The following is a 19,846-nucleotide window of genomic DNA, read 5'->3' as shown; positions in this document are numbered from 1 at the left end:
ATAGGGGGACTGGCGAAATTAGTCCTGAAAAGCATCTTGCCTCAGGCTTAAAGAAATGGAGTGAATTGGGCTATCATTGCTAGGTTGCCCCGGATGGGGCCAAGCCGCATTTCTTCGTTGCAGCAGAGACTCATTATGCAATCCATCCCGGATGCCGCACTGGCATCAGAATCGGACTCCCCGCTGGCTGCCCAGCAGGCCAAACCCGGCGCTTTATTGGACTACGTCAGCTCCAGCCGTTTGCCTACCCCCTGGGCCGTATTCCAAATCCATGTATTTGTAGAGCGCAGCAATCAAAAAGAACACGTCTTGTTGACCCTGGGGGATGTGGCCGACGGCGAGCCTGTCCTGGCCCGTGTCCACTCCGAGTGTCTGACGGGCGATGCCTTGTTCAGCCTGCGCTGCGATTGCGGCCCTCAGCTGCAATTGGCGCTGGAACGTATTGCTACGGCAGGCCGTGGTGCCTTGATGTATTTGCGCCAGGAAGGGCGGGGTATTGGTCTGGTGAACAAGATCCGTGCCTACAACCTGCAAGATCAGGGGGCGGATACGGTGGAAGCCAACGAGAAGCTGGGGTTTCCTGCGGATATGCGTCGCTATGATATTTGCAAGGATATGCTCGAGCACGTCGGTATCCAGAAGCTGCGTCTGATGACCAATAACCCGCGCAAGGTAAAAACCCTGCAGGAAATTGGCATTGATGTGGTGGAGCGTGTGCCGCATCAAATTGAAGGTAATCCCTTTAACGAGGCTTACCTGAACACCAAGCGTCTGCGCTTGGGCCACTGGCTGGAAACAGACGAATAAAAAAGGGCGCGCGGGCAGAAATTGATTCTGCTCCGATTTCGTTCCTGCTTATCGCGGTATCAACACAAAGGGCCATCAATTGGCCCTTTGTGTTTTTCTCTGGTGGAGATTCAGCGCGATCAGGATGTGCTGCCTGCTGGCAGGCAATGCAAAAGAGAAAGCCGGATCCGATGTCCACACAGGGATTGGGATCCGGCTTTATCTTTGTTTGCTCAGGCTTGAGCGCTGAAGGGGCGGGTGGCTGCTTGTGCAGAACTAAACAGCCAAGGCCTGGTCGAACCAGGCCTTCCCGGTCTTAGGCAGGGCTCTTTTCCAGCAAGGCGCTGACACTGGCCTTGGCGTTCTCTACAATCTGATCACGCAGCTCTGGGGTTTTGCCCAGGCCTTCGGCGTACACAATACGCAGGTCCGTTACACCCATGAAGCCGAACATCACACGCAGGTAGCTTTCCTGATGTTCCATGGCCTGGCCTTGCTCCGATTCGGAGTAGATGCCACCACGGCTCAGAACCAGGTAAACCGTTTTGTCGCCAGCCAGACCTTCCGGGCCATTGCTGGTGTAGCGGAAAGTGCGGCCAGCTTGAGCCAGACGGTCCATCCAGGCTTTCAGTTGGCTAGGAATGGTGAAGTTGTAGAAGGGGGCGCCAATCACCACCACATCGGAAGCCAGGAACTGGCTCAGGTATTGTTCGGTGATGGCGTTCTCGGCACGCTGGCGCTCGCTCAGGGTGGCTGGGTCCAGACCCAGACGCATGCCCAGGGAGTCAGCCGAAAAGTGAGGTGGCGGGTTCAGGGCCAGATCTACATGCTCCACTTGGACTTGCTCATTTTGCTGGCGCAGCTGATCAACCACAAATTGCGAAAGTTCGCGGGAAACGGAGTTGGCGCCGGTGATACTGGAGTCTACGTGTAGCAGTTTCATGATGTTTGGTGTCCAAAGCGATGAAGGAATGGTGTCATTATGTTTGATGCCCATACCTTTGATAAGCCGGTTTTTCTGAGAAAGATTATTCTACTTTTGTCTGTAATCCTGGAAAACTTCCCTGTATGTATGACTTAAATGACATGGTGCTGTTTACCGAAGTGGTACAGCGTGGCGGCTTTAGTGCTGCTGCCCGACACTTGGGCATGCCGCCATCGCGAGTATCGCGACGTCTTAGCCGTCTTGAGGCTGAAGTCGGTGTGCGCCTGCTGCAACGCACCACGCGCAGCCTGTCTCTGACCCCTGCTGGAGAGGTGTTCCTGCGCCATTGCCAGGCCATGCGTGACGAGGCCGAAGCTGCGTATTCTGCGGTGGCTCAAGTGCAGCAAGAACCGCGTGGTCTCTTGCGTATCAGTTGCCCGGTCACCTTGGCCCATACGGTCTTGTCGACCGTGTTTGCACAGTTTCTGATTCGCTACCCTCAGGTTGAGCTGGAGGTGGAAGTCAGCAACCGGGTGGTTGATCCGGTGGCGGACGGGATTGATGTGGCTTTGCGAGTGCGCAGCACCTTAAGTGATAGTGCGAGCTATATCGTCAAGCGCCTGGGTGAAACAGGGGCAATTCTGGTTGCTCAGCCTGAACTGCTGGCGCGTTTTGATCCGGTGCGCGGCCCGGCTGATTTGGTGAAATTGCCCACGGTGGCCATGTCGGCCCGACAAGGTCAAAACGAATGGGAGCTGTATGGTCCCGAGGGCGCCAGCCTGACGGTAACGCACAGGCCGCGCTATATGGCCTCGGATTTGCTGACGTTGCGTGAAGGGGTGGAGCAGGGCATAGGTGTGGGTATCTTGCCCGACTATATGTGTTGCGAGGCCTTGAAAGCCGGACGCCTGGTGCAGGTATTGCCACAGTGGGCACCCTTGCCGGGGATTATTCACGCTGTGTTTGCTTCCCGCCGAGGCATGGCCCCGGCGGTACGACATTTTCTGGATTATCTGGGTGAGCAACTGCCGGTGCATCACCCCAAAATTTAAGTGATTCAGCGGGCGGTGGCTGCAAAGGGGCAGCTGCTTTGTGCGGGCAGAATGGCCCAGTTCAGATCAATCATGGGACTGCGCTCGGAAGACCAGCGCTGCTCGGCCTGCCCCTTGATAGGGGCTTGCTCGTACAGCTGGAGCAAGGATGCGGGAGGTTTCCCACGGGTCTGAATGCTGTACACAATCAGAGCGCCGCATTCCATATCCTGCGGGAGTGTCAGCCAAGGTGAAGCAGCCGGGTCAGCATCAATAAAGACCATCACATCCTGGCCGGCATGAACGGCAATATTGCCGCCTAGCCAGGTATCGGCTACTACGACTTTAAGTGGGATGCCGGGCATGTGTTCGTTCCAGATGGCTTGCATTTGGGCAGACACTTCCGGGCCGGGGAAGGTGGAGCGAGAGTCCCTACCTTTATGCCAGGCCAATGGGCCACGAGCCAAGGCGTAGCCCGATGCCAGCAATATCTGCAACACGATCACAATAATAGCCACGCGCCGCAGCTGGATCTTGTCCTTGCCGTGCATGACCCAAAGAGCAAAAAAGCCATACAAAACAAAGAAGGTGGTGGCCCAGGAAGCGACCAGACGGGTGCCCATCATGGCTGAAATCAAGACGGTGCTGACGATCGGAGTCAGGCCCACCCACAGCAGGAATTGCTTGTCGCTGCGGGAAATATCATCGGCATAGCGCTGCTTGTTTTGCAAGGCCGCGTCGGATGGGGCCAGCTTTTTTCTGTCGCGACGATTCCAGATACCCAGCGCAATCATGGCCACAACCATGGGGCTTAGTCGCCCCAACTGGTCCAGGCTAAACGCCAGCAGTTCCTTGTAGGCCTCCCAGCGGGTATGTGTTTCCAGCGAGCCGTCCATATAGCGGAAGGGGGCGAAGTCGTGCTTCATCAGCCAGTACAGATGGGGCGACAAGACCAGCACATAGGCAAACAGGGCCAAGCCCAGCCCTATCCAGGTCTGCCGCTGACGCCACATACCGCTGCGCAGGAAATACAAAAAGAAGGCGGTGAACAGAATCACGGCACTGTATTTGGTGACCGTAGACAGCGCAGCGACGGCGCCCAGCCATAACCAGTCTGCCGGTTTCTGGTCGCGGCTGGCGCGATAGAAAAACCAGGTCGCGGCGGTTACGGACCACAGTTGTGCCGTGTTGTGATTAAAAATGGTGCCGCGCAAGGAAAAGTAAATACTGACAGAACTGATCAGCAAGACCATGAAAGCGCGTTCGGGATTCAGGAATTCGCAGGCCAGTTTCCAGATAAACCATAGCCCCAGCACCGAAGCTGTCATGCCCGCGGCAAAGGTCAGCCATGCCGGGCGTCCGACTACGCTGGTCAAGGCGGCCATCACCCACGCTGGGAAGGGCGGATGCTTCAAATAGCCCAGCTCGAAACTGGCCGACCAGACCAGTTCTTCCATGCCGTCCAGATCGGGGGCTTTATGGCTAATCGCCATCAAAACGGTCCACAGCAAAATCATGAATAACAGATACAGCAGCACATAGCGCTGGTAGGTGTTGGGCTGAGCCGATGCTGGGTTTTGGGCAGTCATGCGTCTGGTGAAAGCGTGAAAATAAGCAAGTGTACTTCTTGTGCGTTGAAAAGCCCCGATTGGACAGGCGTCTTAATCTGGGCTACGATGCGCTTCGTCATTAGGGAGTAGCCGCTTCGGTTTACCGAAGATCAGCGTCAACATACTTGACCTACACAGGGTCATGGCGCTGATAGCAACTTAGCCTGGCAAGACTTTTGACCATGGACCTTCGCGTTTGGCCGGGAGGGTTTGTGGTCATTTGTCTCTTATCCGGCCAGGAGTTGTTATGGAAGCGTTGTTTATCTCCACGGGTGTGGTTGCCTTGGCAGAAATTGGGGACAAAACCCAATTGTTGGCTTTTATTCTTGCAGCCCGCTACAAACGCCCTTGGCCCATCATTCTCGCTATTTTCATAGCAACCTTAGTTAATCACGGTCTGGCTGGCGCCATTGGTGCTTGGGTTCCCGCTTTGCTGGATCCGGAAGTGCTGCGTTGGGTGCTGGGTATTTCCTTTCTGGCCATGGCCATCTGGATTCTGATTCCTGACAAGATCGATGATGCCGAAGCCACCCGTACGCGTTTTGGTGTTTTTGGCACCACGCTGGTGACATTCTTCCTGGCCGAGATGGGCGACAAGACACAGATTGCGACGGTCGCTTTGGCTGCTAAATATCAAGAGTTCGGTTTGGTGGTGCTGGGCACGACCTTGGGCATGATGTTGGCCAACGCACCTGCCGTTTTGTTTGGCGAGCGCATTGCCCGCCGTTTGCCGACTCAGTTGGTACACCGGATTGCTGCCTGTATCTTTGCCGTGCTGGGCGTGCTGGCCTTGTTGGGAGGGGCTGAAAGCCTGGGCTTTTAGCGAACTCAGGTACTGGATGCCAATTGTCGTAGTCGGCCTGGGTGGGCTGGTTTGCGACGAGCGGCGTCCATTTTCACAACCGGGGCCAGGATCAAGGGGGCAGCAGAGCGAGTGGGGGGGTGAGTATGCGCACTTTCTCCGTGATTCAGGACGCTGATAGCCTCTTGCAGTTCGGCCCCATTCTGGTTCAGTTCCTGCGCTGTTTCACTCAAGTCATGGACCAGAGCGGCGTTGTCGCTGGTGATTTGGTCCACCTGTTTCAAGGCCTGGGTCAACTGGCCCAAACCGATGCTTTGCTCGCTGGTGGCAGCAGAAATCTCACCCATCAAACCCGCAACCTCAGACACGGATGTCAGGATTTCCTGCATGGTCTGCCCCGCATGGGCGGCGTGGGTGGCACCTTCAGCACTGAGGGTTTGGGTTTCGGTGACCAGTTGCTTGATTTCATCGGCCGCTTGAGCCGCTTGCTGAGCCAGCGAACGCACGGCAGAGGCAACCACCGCAAAGCCTTTACCGGCCTCTCCGGCGCGGGCCGATTCAATTGAGGCGTTGATCGACAGGATATTGGTCTGAAAGGCGATGTTATTGATCATCGACACGATATTGCCAATATGCTGCGAGCTTTCCAGAATCTGCTGCATGGATGAGCTGACTTTCTGAACCGCTTCGTTCCCGCGACCCGCGATCTCCGCACTGCGGCTAGCCAGTTCGTGGCTGGCCTTGGCGTTTTCCGCGGTCTGTAGAACGGCTTGCCCAAAGGAGCTCATACTGGCAGTGGTCTGCTGCATGGAGGCCGCTTGCTCTTGAGTGCGTGCTTCCAGCAGGGCGCTGTTATCCGAGAGCTTGCGTGACACCATTTGATTGTTGCTGCAGCTATGGTCCACGTCGGTACTAATGCTCATCAGGCTCTTACGCATCAGATCCAGATTCTGGCCCAGCGTTTCCAGCTTCTTCACAGCGGGCCCGCGTGTGTTGACTGTCAGGTTGCCTGCGGCAATTTGTTGGGCGATGTGCGTGGCCGTTTTAAACGATCCCAAAACCCGTCGCATCAGCACGGCCTGATAGCCCAAAATCATCAATGTTCCTACCCCCAGAGAACTGGCCAGGAGGATCATGCTTTGCTGTGGCATTTCCGTATTCAGGATCATGGCAATAATCCCGCCGGTAATACCCAGATTCAACAGGCCTTTTCGTAAAAAGGCGGCCAACAAACTGGGACCAGCCAGGAAACGAAGGCCGGCAAAAGGGCGACGCCAGCTGCGAGCCGTAATTTGGCCAGCGCGTATCGTTCGGGAACGATTTCGACCTTCGCGCAATTCCTGATAAAACTGTTCAGCTGCTTGAATATCCTGAGGTTTTGCGCGCACACGAACCGACGCAAAGCCGGTTAATTCCCCTTGTTCAATAATGGGACTGGCATGGGCCAGAACCCAATAAAAACCGCCGTCTTTACGGCGATTCTTTACCACCCCCACCCACGAACGGCCCTGTTTTAAGGTATGCCACAAATCTGCAAAAACTTCGGATGGCATATCGGGGTGACGCACGATATTGTGCGGCTCGCCAATCAATTCTTCCCGACTAAACCCGCTCACCTCGACAAAGGCCGGGTTCGCATAAATGATGCGGCCGGCCAGGTCAGTTTTGGAAATGAGATATTGCTCGTCCAGCAGCTCGGTTTCGATGCCGGTAATTGGTAGGTTCTTGCGCATAGCCTTTCCCTTTGTATTTTTGTATCAGCAAAAGACTCGAGATAAACGGATCAATTTCTTGTTGTGAATTTTCGTGAATAGTATCATTTGATTCGTTTTTTATGTCTAAAAATAAAAAAATGATAATCAAATGAAAATTTTTGTCACAAAAAGATCGAAATTGAAAAAATTGATCCTGGCTGATAAAGGGAAGAGGACGTGCTCAGGAGGGCAGGTATTGGGCGTGGAAGGCTTCGCTGAGCAGCTGCAGGAGCAGGGCAATGGGAATGGGTTTGGCCAGGGCTGTTGCTTTGCCGGGCAGACCGCCACGCGCGTGAATATCGGCGGCGCTCAATGCAGAAATCACATAAATCTGGGTATGTTCGGTTTCAGGGGCATCGGCCAGCGCCTTGAGCATGGCAAAACCATCCAGTTTGGGCAGGTTCAGGTCCACGATCAGCACATCGGGGTAGAAATTGCCGGCAGCAATCAGACCTTTCAGGCCATCTTGTTCGCAGCGCAATTCGACCGGGAAGGGCAGATGTTCCATGGCCATGCGGTAAATCGCCAGCAAATCCAGGTCGTCTTCAACGACCAGTACGCGCAGGCAGGGTTCACCGCTGCAAACAGGTAGGCTGGGAGTGATCGGAGCATCAGGCGTCGGGGGGCTGGTTTGCCCACGGCGCTCTTGCAAGATGGCTTGTACGGAATCGCGGTCGATGCGTCGGTGCCCGCCTTGGGTTTTCCAGGCTTTCAGGGTCCCGGCTTCTACCCAAAGTTGTACGGTGCGTACAGACACACCTAGTAAATCAGCAGCCTGCCGAGTGGAGTAAACGGCGTCGTTCATGGAGTCAACAAAATGAAAGCAGGCCAGACCGGGGAAAGAAAGGCTATGGGCCCCGATGTAGCAGTGCAGAGTGTAGAGACGGTATTAGTAAGTACAGAAATACTACTAATGGCAATGGGAAGTGGCCTGTTCACGCCAAGTGATAGGCAGAGTATTGGACACACATGCTTCTAATATCTCCGATTTTCAGATGTTCATGCTTCATCAGGGACTCACTTCAATCGGGCGGGCCTGTGAACCTGGACTCGCCTTGCTGATTTTACGCGTATCCCTTGCGCTGTCGTGTTACCGGACGGGCCCAGTGTGGGGAGCTGAACACACTTATAAGTGTTGATGTTACGGGCGGGTCCGGGCGGTGCTCGGCTTGTCGGGCCAAGAAAAAGGGTGTTAGCACCCTAGCACTTGTTTTTATCGTTAGTCTTGATCCTGGTCAGTCTTTATGAAATAAATAGGAATCCATTTTGTACAAGTTCCCTTGTTTCCTCAAAGAAAATTTATGCGCCTTATGATACGGCTGTTTCTGCCGTTAAGCAGTATGGGCGGTGGTTTTGGAGTAAAACTTTTAAAAAGTACTAATCCCTTTCTTATTGTTCCGCCTGATTATTATGAAATTTATTTATTAGGCGATTAACCGTTTTTTCACCCAGGCTGATGCAAAGGCATTGGCAGATCAGTAATCCCATCTAGAAAAATGCTTGGTTTATCCGCTGGACTGGCTTTTTGTCGCATGGAGATTGAAACCACACTGAGGCAGGCCTGGTGCTTGTTTTGGGACGAAAATAGGGGATTGGCTTGTTGCTCACACTATTTACCAGTTTTTTGATCGGGCAACGTTTGTTTGACCGAGCGAGCGTGCCTAAATGGCCGGGACAGGCTTATGAAAAAGCACATCGCTTTGAGCAAATGCTGGATGCCTTGCCCGATGCCATTGTCATGTTCGATTCCTGTGGGCGAATTGAGGGTTGTAATCGGGCCATGCGGCGTTTGCTGGATACGCCGGAATTGGCCAATGATAACGATGATTTAATCGATTTTTTCCAGAATCTGGAAAAAGGAATACGGGCAGATTTAGCGTATTTGCTCCCTGGGATTAGTCAGGTTATTAACCGCGAAAAAAATCCTTTTTACTACATGCACCGGGATGGGGAAGGGGAACAGGCCCGTGCCCTGGAGTTTCATGCCTATGCGGCCTCCGATTCAGACAGCGCAACTTTGTTGATGATTCGCGATGTCAGCACAAAAATGCAACAGGAGCGCGATCGTGCCGACTGTTTTGCCATGGCTGCCCATGAAATACGCTCCCCGCTGGCCGCCATCAGCGGCTATATCCAATTGCTGCAACTGGAGACAACCCCGTCAGCCTGGGCCAGCAAGATCTACTCTCAATTACATGAAAAGGTTCGTGGCGTTGATGTGCTGCTGGATGATTTGACGCGCTTGAATCGCATGGAGTACGAGGGGACGAGCATGCAGGAATGGCGCGAGTCCGATTTGCGTGCCGTGCTACGCCTGAGTCTGCGCCCCTTTCATGAACAGCGCCACCGCATTTACCTGGATGTACCCGAGTATGGCTTGTGGGCCAAGGTGGATATCGTTCCTTTATTGGTAGCTCTGCGCAATGCGCTGGAAAATGCCCTGAAGTACTCCGCGCCAGACACCATGGTGACCCTGCGCTTGCAGCCGGGCGAAACCGGTTGGGCTCGGATAGAGGTCCTGGATCAAGGGCCGGGAATTGATCCGCTCTATAAAGAGAAGGTCTTTGACAAGTTCTATCGCCTGCCTGGCCAACAGGTGCAAGGAAGCGGTCTGGGCTTGTCCATTTTGCGCTCGATTGTTCACCACCACGGGGGCAGAGTCTATTTCAAGGACCGTCCGGGTCCAGGGGCGCATTTGGTCATGGAATTGGTTCTGCTGCCTTCCGCGTCGTATATACCTTAATCTTCCCTAAAATAGGGTTATTTTCATATATTTAAGTTTGATATAAGGTACAATTTGCGCTCTTTTCGATGAAGCGAGGTGATCGCCATTCCAGGTGCACCTCGCTTTGAAGTTTTTACGTTGCGGTCGTCTCGTTGGTAGGGAGCGCAAAATCTGTTAAAGGAGCACACGATTATGCAAGGCTTGCACTTGACCGCAGACCTTTACCAATGTGCATGCAGCCCGGAGCTGCTGATCGATGCCCAGAAACTGGCTGATTTTTGCCGTCAGCAGACTATTGATGCAGGGCTGACGATTGTTGGTGAAGAGTGGCAGGCATTTCCCGAATTTGAAGGGCAGCCTGGTGGTGTTACCGGGGTACTGTTATTGGCCGAGTCTCACTTGGCCATCCATACCTGGCCAGAGCGTGGTGGCGTGACGCTGGACGTCTATGTCTGCAATTTCATGCAGGACAATTCCGGCAAGGCGACCCGCCTGATTGACGGTATTGAGCAGGCTTTCAAGCCCGGTCAGGCCCAGCGTAATCGCTTGTGGCGTGGCGAGGCTGATGGCCCGGCCCATGCTGGTGAACTGCTGACGGAAAACCTGAATCAGGATGCACTGTACGGCTTTCGCTTCACCGAGCGCTTGCTGGAGCGCCAGACTGCTTTTCAGCGTCTGGAGTTGCTGCGTTCCGAATCCTTGGGTAAGACCTTGCGCCTGGACGGTTGCATGATGACTTCCGAGGCCGAAGAGTTCTTCTACCACGAAGGTCTGATTCACCCGGCCGCTATGGCTCACCCGAATCCACGCCGTGCCCTGATTGTGGGCGGTGGGGATGGTGGAGCCCTGGAAGAACTGCTGAAGTACCCCAGCCTGGAGCGAGTCTCTCTGGTTGAGCTGGATGGGGAGGTGATCGAGGTGGCCCGCGAGCACTTGCAGTCCATTCACAAGGGGGCGTTTGATAACCCGCGTGTACAAATTCAGATCGAAGACGGCGCGAAGTTCCTGGCCCATACACAGGAACGCTTTGACTTGATCTATCTGGACCTGACCGACCCCGAAACTCCGGCCGGTCCCTTGTACACGACTGCCTTTTTTGAGTCCTGCAAACGTGCGCTGGCAAGTGGTGGTGCTTTGGTATTGCACCTGGGTTCGCCTTTCCACGAAAGTCAGCAGGTCAAGAACCTGAGCGAATCCCTGGCCAGTGTGTTTGCACAAGTGCATGGCTACGGTCTGCATATCCCGCTGTACGGCTCTTACTGGGGGCTGGCAATTGCCTCCGACGAACTGAACCCGCGTGCTTTCTCCGCCGATCAAATCCAGGAACGACTGGAGCAGCGTATGAGCAACGAGAACCAGGATTCCCTGCAGTTCTACAACGCTGACATTCATGGTGCCTTGTTTGCTCTGCCTACTTTCTACCGCCGCCTGATGCCTGTGAATGAGGTCAATCTGGAAGAGGTCTGTTGAGCAGGTTCTGGACAGTTTGAGTCTGCCTTCGGGCAGATTTCGTGATGAAAAAGCCCCTGATCTTGTCAAGGTCAGGGGCTTTTTCTGTTCAGGGGGAAGCTGGATAGAGCCTTATTCCTTATCCGCCCCACGATAGCGCTGGTAAGGCAGGACGTTCCAGGTCCTTTTGGTCAACTGCTTGGCAGAAATCACGGTCGGAATATCATCCAGCAAGCTGCGGGCCGAATGCAGCTCGCGCACGACTTCCTGCTTGTCCTGATACATGAACTCGTCCGAGGCTTCTTCCGGTGCTTGCTGCTGCTTTTCTTCCAGATCGCTGATCAGACGTTCCTGCTGGAAGCGTAGAGCAGCACGTGCATCCTCAATCCAGGCGGCTTGCATGCTGCGGTTGTGATCCACCACGGCGCTGTACTCGGTGTACACCCCGTTGTAGATATCTCCCGCATGGTGCCGCACGTCGTGGCTGGCGATTTCCAGATCGCGCACCGTCAGCTGAGATGGATCCAGCGGTTCACTACGCTTGGCCCCGCCCAGACGGGTGTACTGGGTGTAGTAGGGGAACATGCTCTGGATAACTTTGCTGACGGGCTGGATTGCTTCGCCTTCCTCGCACAGTCCTTTGGGCTGTACACCTTGCATGGCCGGCAGAATGGATTCAGGGCGGCAAATTTCCTTGGGCGGCATGATGCCGTGACGCAGCATCTCGCGAATGCCGGTGCCGGAGATGGTCAGCCTGAAGCGATCATCGTGCGGGCAGGTCTCGGAAGTGGCATGGCAGGCACAACGCGTGCAGTAAAACACTTCGTGGAACAGGCGCACATCAATGCCCATTTCCTTGGGGCTGAACTGATCGAAAATACTGTGGCTGGCGTACTTGTCGTAGTAGCTGCCAATCCCGGCGTGATCCCGACCAATCAAGGCGTGGGTGCACCCATAGTTCTTCATGATCAGGGCATGCAAAATGGTTTCGCGCGGACCCGCAAAAATATAGGTGACCCGCAGCGGCGAGAGGATGGCACGGTCCTTGGGGTAGTAGGTATCCAGTACGTTTCGGTAGGCCATCATGCGGAACTCGTGGCGCACGTATTCACGCTTGGCCATCTCTACCAGTGGCTGCAGGAACAGGCCATCAATCCCTTCCAGCGCATTGCGGTGAATGTACTCGTGGCCACGGTGCAGCGGATTCGCACCGGTGATAAAGCCTGCCACGGAATTGAATTTCTTTTCTTCGTAGAACAGGCGCCAGGTGTCTTTGGGTTCGCGGCGCAGCTTCTCGAACGGGCCCCAGTCCACACGCTGCAGCAGGTGCAAGGTGCCACCCAGGGACACATCGCCCATGCGGCGGTAAATGGAGTCCACACCGGGGTGATTTCTGTCCGTGGTGCCAAACAGTTGCTGAGCGCGCTGCTCCTTGTCGTAGGAGAAGATGTCCTCGATGCTCAGGATGGCTACCGGCTCGTTGTCGCTATTGGTCAGCGCCACTTCAGAGCCGACCGAAAGTCCTTTAATAATGTCGCGGTTGCGATCGCCAATCGGGGCGAAGCTCAGCGGCACAGGCCACACCACACCATTACTCAAACGACCCTCTTTGAGCACGGAGTTGTAGTCGGCCTCGTTCATGAAGCCTTTGTTGGGGGAGAGCACGCCCGTAGCAATCATCTCGATGGTGATGACGGCTTCCAGATCCACGCGGATGCTGGGCAGGGTGCGCGCACGTTCGATCTCGTCCTTGACGCGATCCTCCGGGACAACCTGGTTGACCAGTGTTCCACCGTGCGGTTGCTGTGGATAGCGATCAAAGTTCAATGTTGAGTGGTTCATATTGCCTCCTTTAATTTGCCCCGCATGACGATGAAAGATAGTTTTTTTGTCGGGGCGTTTTTCGTTTGCGAGTGATAGATGAGTTCTGGACTGGAGCAGTGACTCCCCGGTTTCAAACGCTCTATTTCTTCTTGTGATGCCAGACGAAAGCTCTTCGTCCAAACAGGTGATGCAGCGCTGGCTTGAATACCGCCTGCGCATCGTTGTGCTGCGCTTGTTAAATGCGACATGAGGACAGGAATGCAGGCATCGTTCCGGGTTTATCGGTGCGTGAGGTGATCCTCACCGTGGCTCATGATGCTGCGGGTGCTGCCTGCCCCAGGAGATCTGTCCTGAAAATCAAATTGGGTATAGGTGATAAGCCCTAGTTTTCCGAGCTCAGATCCTGCTGGAACTGTCTTAGTATTACTCACAATCGCGAGAAAAATCATCGCGTTATACCAAAGTAGGAGACAGTGCAGATGACGCCAGCTTGGGTGGTGTTGGCCTCGTTGATTTACGCCGCAATTTTGTTCGCCATTGCCTGGTTCGGGGACAGGAATCCTTTGTATACCCAGCGCCCCTGGTTGCGACCTACGGTCTACAGCCTGGCCCTGGCTGTGTACTGTTCGTCGTGGACGTTTTACGGCGCGGTCGGGTCGGCCGTGCGCTATGGCATTGGTTTTCTGCCTATTTATCTTGGCCCCATGCTGATGCTGCTGTTTGGCTGGCGGATTATTGAACGTCTGGCGCTGGTGGCTCAATCCCAGAACACGGTTTCCATTGCGGACTTCATGGCCAGTCGTTATGGGCGCTCGCAGCGCTTGGCGGCCATGGTGGCGGGGATTGCCGTGGTGGCGGCCGTGCCGTATCTGGCCCTGCAATACAAGGCGGTGGCCTTGAGTTTGAGTGTGCTGGCCGGGACGGAGTTTCACGCCGGGCTGTTTGGCGATCCGGCCTTGTATGTCGCGATTTTGATGGCCTTGTTTTCCATTCTATTTGGAACACGCCAGGTGGACGCGACCGAGCATAGACCGGGTTTGATGCTGGCCGTGGCCTTTGAGTCCGTGGTGAAACTGGTGGCCTTGGTGGCGGTTGGCCTGTTCGCCTTTCGCTGGTTTGGCAAGACTGAACTGAATATGGTGGGGGCCGTCAGCACACTGTTCGAGAACAGTCCGCCGGTGGGTTTTGTCGGTCAAACCTTGCTGGCCTTTGCCGCGATTATTTGTTTGCCCCGTCAGTTCCATGTGGCCATTGTGGAATGTGGTGACGTGGTGGATATACGGCGGGCGCGCTGGTTGTTTGGGGCGTATCTGCTGGTGGTCAGCGTCATGGTCTTGCCTATTGCTGCGGCAGGTGTCAGCCTGTTTGGCGTCGGGGGCGAGGGCGTGGCGCCGGATAGTTTTGTGCTGGCCTTGCCCCTGTCGCAAAACCAGGTTGGCTTGGCCTTGATGGTTTACATAGGCGGTTTTTCGGCCGCAACTGGCATGGTCATTGTGACCAGCGTGGCGCTCTCAACCATGGTCAGTAATGACTTGGTGATGCCTTTGTTGCTGCGTCGTGGCTGGGCACAGTATCAGCAAAGTACGGTGGCTTCCACAGTGCTATGGATACGCCGTGTCGCCATCATGGCGCTGGCGGGTGTGGCTTACGGCTATTACATGCTCAGCGGCAGCGATACGACCCTGGCCGCGTATGGGCTGATGGCCTTTGTGGCGGTTGCGCAGTTTGGGCCGGGCTTGATTGGTGGTTTGTATTGGCGCGGTGCCAGTCGACAGGGCGTAGAGGCCGGACTGCTATTGGGCTTTGCCATCTGGGTCTATACCTTGCTCTTGCCGACGCTGACCGAGGTGGGCTGGCTGGCGGATGATTGGTTGTATCACGGGCCATTTGGCCTGTCCTGGCTGCGCCCTTATCAACTTTTTGGCGTAGAGGGCTGGGACCCGCTGACACATGGCACTTTCTGGTCCCTGCTGTGCAATATCAGCGCCTTTTTGTGGGTGTCCTGGCGCCGGCGTCCGGGCTTGGGAGAGCGCTTGCGGGCCGAACCGTTTCTTAATCCTTATGCGGAGCGGCAGACCTTGGCGGCCCGTCATTCTTATGGGGATTTGTCGGTCCAGGATTTGCTGCTTTTGGCAGAGCGTATCGTTGGTAAAAAAATGGCGAAGCGGGCTTTTGAAACGCAGGCCAGACAGGCCAAGCAATCGCTGGAGCCTGGTTTGCGGGCGGATAGTTCCTGGGTGCATTTCACGGAGCTATTGCTGGCAGCTGCGGTGGGGGCCGCGTCCGCGCGCCTGGTGCTGACCAGCGCCTTGCGTGGTTCGGGCATGGAGGTGGCTGCCATCATGGCCGTGCTGGATGAGGCGGGGCAGGAACTGCGTTTCAATCGGGATATTTTGCTGGCCACCCTGGAGAACATTGATCAGGGTGTCAGTGTGGTGGATGCGGACATGCGGCTGGTCGCCTGGAACCAGCGCTATCAGCAGTTATTCGATTACCCGCCCAGCATGTTGTACGTGGGGAGGTCCGTGGCGGATCTGATTCGCTTTAATGCCGAGCGGGGCAAGGTCGATGGCGTGGAAAGCATAGGGGTGGAACAAGCCATAGAACGTCGTATTCAGTTCATGCGCGAAGGCTCTTCCTATGTGACTCAGCGTATGTTGAATGACAAGCAGGTGATCGAGCTGCGGGGGCGGCCTTTGCCGGGCGGCGGTTATGTCACCAGCTATAGCGATATCACGCACTACAAGCGCGTGGAGCGCGAGCTGCGAGAGATGAACGACAGCCTGGAGCAGCGTGTCGCGGTGCGTACGCAGGAGGCGGAAAAAGCCCAGGAGTCTCGTACCCGATTCCTGACGGCCGTCAGCCACGATGTGTTGCAACCGATTAACGCGGCACGTCTGTTTGCGTCGGCCTTGCGCGATACGCATGACCTGGCGGAGATGCCCAATCTGGCCGAACGAGTCGATACCTCTTTGCGTACGGCGGAGGAATTGCTGGAAGGCCTGCTGGATATTTCCCGTCTGGATGCCGGAGCCTTGAAGCCGGATCTGGGCGTGATCAATGTGCAGCATCTGCTGCAGCATTTGGCAGACCAATACGCTCCTATGGCTGCAAGACGTGGTATCCAGTTGCGGATTCATGCTCGACCTTTGCAGGTGTATAGCGACCATCGTCTGTTGCGGCGCGTGCTGCAGAATTTCCTGGCCAATGCCTTGCGCTACACCCAGGAAGGACGAGTGGTGTTTGGCGTGCGTGCCCGGGGCGAGGAGCTGGAGTTTCAGGTCTGGGACTCAGGCCAGGGTATCCCGCCACATCATATTCAGCAAATTTATGCGGAGTTTCATCGCTATGAACAAGCCTTCGATTGGGATGGCCGTGGCCTGGGCTTGGGCCTGTCCATTTGCCAACGTATTGCGGTCTTGTTGGGGCACACGCTGGATGTGCGATCCGAAGTGGGGCGTGGCAGCATGTTCTCCATTCGCGTTCCTTTGAGTGACGCTACGCAGGCCAGCAGTCAGCAAAATAACGAGTCCAGCAAGCCAGCCGATGGCTTGCCTTTAACAGGCTTGCGTGTGCTGTGTCTGGATAACGATCTGGATATTATTGCGGGTATGGAAGTGCTGTTGGGGCGTTGGGGAGCACAAATTATCACCGCCAATACGGTAGATAGCGCTTTGGAGAAAATTGCCTTGAGTCCCGATGTCTTGCTGGTGGATTATCACTTGCATGATAGGCTGGACGGCTTGCAGGCACTGCAACTATTGCGTTTGCATCTGCCTCATGCGCAAGGCGCTTTGTTGACGGCGGATGGTAGCGACGAGCTGAAAGCGGCGGCTCGACAATATGGCTATCTGGTGCTGACCAAGCCGGTAAAGCCCGCTTCGCTGCGAGCTTTTCTGACCGCGCAAATTAAAACGTATTAGCGTCCTGGGATTCGTCCTGGTTCAGGCCAAGATGACTGGCCATCAAGACGGCCTGAGTACGATTGGAAGCACCCAGCTTGCGCAGGATGGCCGTCATGTGCGCCTTGATGGTGGCTTCCGAGACATTCAGTTCGTAGGCAATTTGCTTGTTCAGTTGCCCGGTGCTGAGCATTTGCAGAACGCGAAATTGTTGCGGTGTCAGCTCGCGCAATTTCGCCGCGACCTCCCGTTCGTCCAGGCTGATGCCCGGAGAGGAAGAGCCGATTTCCGGCAACCAGGTGCCACCATCCAGAACCACCTGCAGGGCTACGCCCAGCGTCTGTGCATCAATGGATTTGGGGATGAAGCCCATGGCTCCGTGATCCATGGCGCGGCGCATGAAGCGTGCCTCTTCATGGGCGGTGACCAGAATGATGGGCAGGCAGGGGTAGGTCGCGCGTAAATGGACTAGAGCGCTGAAACCGATTGCCCCTGGAATATCCAGATCCAGCAAGAGCAGATCGGCGTCAGGATGGTCGTCGACCAGGGGATACAAATTGGAGATACGATCCGCTTCGTAGATGGCCGTGCCGGGAAACAGGCTGGCGACGACGCCTCGTAACGCCTCACGAAATAGTGGGTGATCGTCAGCAATGAGCAGTTCATTCATGTGGGGATTATGCCATGTTCAAGTATCTGTAATGGTGCCTGCCAGGATGAGCTGCACATCAGTAAAAACAGGGCACCGAAATGCCCTGTTTTTTGTCCCTGCGTGCTGATTAAGTCAGCGTTAAAAAGGTTTAGTGAGCGCTGGCGCTGGCAGCACCAATGCCGGTTTGACTGCGTACAGTCAGAGCCTCGAAGGCTTCGCGTTCCTGGGTAGCGCGGGCGCTGTTATCCAGGGTCGAGAACAGCCAGATCGAGAAGAAAGCCAACGGAATGGACAGGATGCCAGGGTTAGGGAAGGGGGTGATGGGCTCGGCAAAACCGAATACATCCACCCACACCGTGCTGCTCAGGACCACCCACACCGTGGCGGTGACCAGGCCCAGAAAACCGCCAATGGTGGCACCACGCGTGGTGCAGCCACGCCAGGCAATCGACAGCACCAGGACCGGGAAGTTGGCACTGGCTGCAATGGCAAAGGCAAGGCCCACCATGAAGGCGACGTTCTGGTTTTCAAAGATAATGCCCAGCAAAATCGCCAGCACACCCAACACCACTGTGGAGATACGCGAAATGCGCATCTGGTCTTTTTCGGTGGCGCGGCCTTTGGCAATGACGTTGGCGTACAGGTCATGCGAAATGGCGGCGGCACCGGCCAAGGCCAAGCCTGCAACCACGGCCACAATCGTGGCGAAGGTAACTGCTGCCAGGAAGCCCAGCAACAGGTTGCCGCCTACTGCATTGGCCAGGTGCACCGCCACCATATTGGTGCCGCCAATCAGGTTGGTCAGCATGTTGAAGGAGCCGTCCGGACCCGTCTGGAAGTACTCGGGATGCTTGACCAGCAAGGCAATCGCACCGAAACCGATGATGAAGGTCAGCAGGTAGAAGTAACCAATAAAGCTGCTGGCGTAGATCACGGATTTGCGGGCTTCCTTGGCATCGGCCACGGTAAAGAAACGCATCAGGATATGCGGCAGACCTGCGGTACCGAAGGCCAGGGCAATACCCAGGGACAGCACGTTCAGCGGGTTGCTGCTGACAGCTGCGCCGGGTTCAAGAATGGCGTGTCCGGTAGGGTGTGTTTCCACGGCAGCGGCCAGCATGGCATCGACATCCCAGTAGAACGCAGCCAGAACCAGAATCGTCATCAGTGTGGCACCGAACAGCATCAGTACGGCCTTGATGATTTGCACCCAGGTGGTGGCTGTCATGCCGCCAAAGGTGACGTAAATCATCATCAGTGAACCTACGATGACGACGGCCACGTTGTAGTCCAGACCAAACAGCAGCACGATCAGTTTGCCTGCGCCGACCATTTGCGCGATCAGGTACAGGGCGATGATCAATAGGGAGGCACTGGCCGCCAGAATCCGCATGGGGTTTTGCGACAGGCGAAACGAGGTGACGTCGGCAAAGTTGTAGCGGCCCAGATTGCGCAGGCGCTCTGCAATCAGGAACATCACAACCGGCCAGCCGAACATGAAGCCGATGGCGTAAATCATGCCGTCGAAACCGCTGACGTACACCATGCCCGCAATCCCCAGGAAAGAAGCGGCGGACAGATAGTCCCCGGCAATTGCCAGGCCGTTTTGAAAGCCGGTCAAACCGCCACCAGCGGTGTAAAAGTCGGACGTGGTGCGTGTACGGCGGGCCGCCCACCAAGTAATGACCATGGTCCCGGCAATAAAGATCAGGAACATCACAATGGCGGAGGTATTGGCCTGGCCGGAAGAGGCTGCCATGGCATTGCCACTGGCCATGCCAAACAGGCCCAGGCTCAGAAGTAGTTTCTTCATGTCACGTCCTTCATGATTTGAGCCAGCAAGGGGTCATACACCTTGTTGGAAATGTAGACGAAGGTGGACACCAGGACGACGGCACTAATGAGCACAATGGCGGCGCTAAGTACGCCAATGGTCATGGTCATGGAACCGACAGAACGGCTGAAAAGTTCGGGGTCAAAGGCCAGGGTCAAGATAAAACCGGCGTACACAATCACGGTCAAGCCGAAAAAAATCAGGCTCATGCGGTTGCGTCTTCTAAGCAGTTCTTGATAGGCAGGGTGCTGAGTTACTGCCGTCACGACAGTATTGGCTGAGCTCATTCTTATGTCTCCTTATGGGGTTTGATGATTCTTGGCATCGAGGCTCTCTAAACACGGCGTGTACAGAGAGTTGGCGCTTGAGGGCGCTCTGTGTACAGCATGTATAGAACGAATCAACTTTTCCCAACAGGCGACTTTGGTCGTAGATGAGGGAGGAGAAGGCTCTGATTTTGGAGCCTTGGTTTAGCTGGGCGGGGCAAATGATGCAGGAGACGCACAGGCACAAGAGCTGGTCTCTTCTGCTCTGAGTAGCTTGCAGAGCTTG

Annotated in this window: 14 protein-coding genes and 1 riboswitch; of the genes, 6 read left to right on the top strand and 8 right to left on the bottom strand. The window is 55.4% G+C overall.

From position 1 onward, the window contains the following. The first annotated feature begins 135 nt into the window (after nt 1-135). Nucleotides 136-807 (top strand): GTP cyclohydrolase II, encoded by a 672-nt coding sequence (ribA, locus tag NIZ92_RS12890; protein ID WP_009456248.1) that lies wholly within the window; start codon nt 136-138, stop codon nt 805-807. A gap of 295 nt (nt 808-1,102) precedes the next feature. On the opposite strand, the gene NIZ92_RS12885 is transcribed toward ribA, so the two are convergent. Further along, the gene (locus tag NIZ92_RS12885) at nt 1,103-1,729 is read right to left on the bottom strand and encodes an FMN-dependent NADH-azoreductase (RefSeq protein ID WP_026483011.1); all 627 of its coding nucleotides are present in this window, start codon (nt 1,727-1,729) and stop codon (nt 1,103-1,105) included. A gap of 125 nt (nt 1,730-1,854) precedes the next feature. Here NIZ92_RS12885 and NIZ92_RS12880 point away from each other — a divergent pair, with 125 nt between their 5' ends. Beyond that, nucleotides 1,855-2,763 carry a LysR substrate-binding domain-containing protein gene (locus NIZ92_RS12880; RefSeq protein ID WP_009456252.1) on the top strand — a complete coding sequence of 303 codons (909 nt, stop codon included), beginning with the start codon at nt 1,855-1,857 and terminating at the stop codon, nt 2,761-2,763. Between the two features lie 5 nt (nt 2,764-2,768). On the opposite strand, the gene NIZ92_RS12875 is transcribed toward NIZ92_RS12880, so the two are convergent. Beyond that, complete coding sequence (locus tag NIZ92_RS12875; protein WP_254002075.1) at nt 2,769-4,331, bottom strand: glycosyltransferase family 39 protein; 1,563 nt, start codon at nt 4,329-4,331, stop codon at nt 2,769-2,771. A gap of 90 nt (nt 4,332-4,421) precedes the next feature. Further along, nucleotides 4,422-4,598, top strand: a riboswitch (yybP-ykoY riboswitch). A gap of 1 nt (nt 4,599) precedes the next feature. Between NIZ92_RS12875 and NIZ92_RS12870 the strand changes: the two genes are divergently transcribed. After that, nucleotides 4,600-5,175, top strand: a complete 576-nt coding sequence (locus NIZ92_RS12870; protein ID WP_009456260.1) for a TMEM165/GDT1 family protein — start codon at nt 4,600-4,602, stop codon at nt 5,173-5,175. A gap of 5 nt (nt 5,176-5,180) precedes the next feature. On the opposite strand, the gene NIZ92_RS12865 is transcribed toward NIZ92_RS12870, so the two are convergent. Together NIZ92_RS12865 and NIZ92_RS12860 are read right to left on the bottom strand one after the other, a co-directional pair. Beyond that, a complete protein-coding gene (locus NIZ92_RS12865; protein WP_035272633.1) occupies nt 5,181-6,887 on the bottom strand; it encodes a methyl-accepting chemotaxis protein in 1,707 nt (568 codons plus the stop codon). A 202-nt stretch (nt 6,888-7,089) separates the two neighbouring features. After that, on the bottom strand, nt 7,090-7,713 hold the full coding sequence (locus NIZ92_RS12860) for a helix-turn-helix domain-containing protein (protein WP_026483008.1): 624 nt from the start codon (nt 7,711-7,713) through the stop codon (nt 7,090-7,092). Nucleotides 7,714-8,565: 852 nt separating this feature from the next. On the opposite strand from NIZ92_RS12860, the gene NIZ92_RS12855 reads away from it, so the two are divergent. After that, entirely contained in the window at nt 8,566-9,651 is a 1,086-nt protein-coding gene (locus NIZ92_RS12855; protein ID WP_230940667.1) for an ATP-binding protein, read from the top strand. A 174-nt stretch (nt 9,652-9,825) separates the two neighbouring features. After that, the gene (gene speE, locus NIZ92_RS12850) at nt 9,826-11,103 is read left to right on the top strand and encodes a polyamine aminopropyltransferase (protein ID WP_254002074.1); all 1,278 of its coding nucleotides are present in this window, start codon (nt 9,826-9,828) and stop codon (nt 11,101-11,103) included. A gap of 111 nt (nt 11,104-11,214) precedes the next feature. Here speE and NIZ92_RS12845 read toward each other — a convergent pair whose 3' ends face one another. After that, nucleotides 11,215-12,924, bottom strand: a complete 1,710-nt coding sequence (locus tag NIZ92_RS12845; RefSeq protein ID WP_035272635.1) for a sulfate adenylyltransferase — start codon at nt 12,922-12,924, stop codon at nt 11,215-11,217. 461 nt (nt 12,925-13,385) lie between these two features. Here NIZ92_RS12845 and NIZ92_RS12840 point away from each other — a divergent pair, with 461 nt between their 5' ends. Then, a complete protein-coding gene (locus NIZ92_RS12840; RefSeq protein WP_254002073.1) occupies nt 13,386-16,829 on the top strand; it encodes a PAS domain-containing hybrid sensor histidine kinase/response regulator in 3,444 nt (1,147 codons plus the stop codon). Here the strand turns inward: NIZ92_RS12840 and NIZ92_RS12835 are convergent. From NIZ92_RS12835 to NIZ92_RS12825, 3 genes are all read right to left on the bottom strand, one after another. Beyond that, complete coding sequence (locus tag NIZ92_RS12835; RefSeq protein WP_026483003.1) at nt 16,816-17,478, bottom strand: response regulator transcription factor; 663 nt, start codon at nt 17,476-17,478, stop codon at nt 16,816-16,818. The genes NIZ92_RS12840 and NIZ92_RS12835 overlap by 14 nt on opposite strands. Nucleotides 17,479-17,608: 130 nt before the next feature. Next, nucleotides 17,609-19,273, bottom strand: coding sequence for a cation acetate symporter (locus tag NIZ92_RS12830; RefSeq protein WP_088450403.1), 1,665 nt, complete (start codon nt 19,271-19,273; stop codon nt 17,609-17,611). Continuing rightward, on the bottom strand, nt 19,270-19,581 hold the full coding sequence (locus NIZ92_RS12825; protein WP_009456280.1) for a DUF485 domain-containing protein: 312 nt from the start codon (nt 19,579-19,581) through the stop codon (nt 19,270-19,272). The genes NIZ92_RS12830 and NIZ92_RS12825 overlap by 4 nt, the downstream gene beginning before the upstream one ends. Nucleotides 19,582-19,846 lie beyond the last annotated feature (265 nt).

The sequence above is a fragment of the Alcaligenes sp. 1735tsa3 genome, assembly GCF_024134565.1.
GTDB classification, from domain to species: domain Bacteria; phylum Pseudomonadota; class Gammaproteobacteria; order Burkholderiales; family Burkholderiaceae_B; genus Alcaligenes; species Alcaligenes phenolicus.
This window is presented reverse-complemented; position numbering and strand designations above follow the sequence as displayed.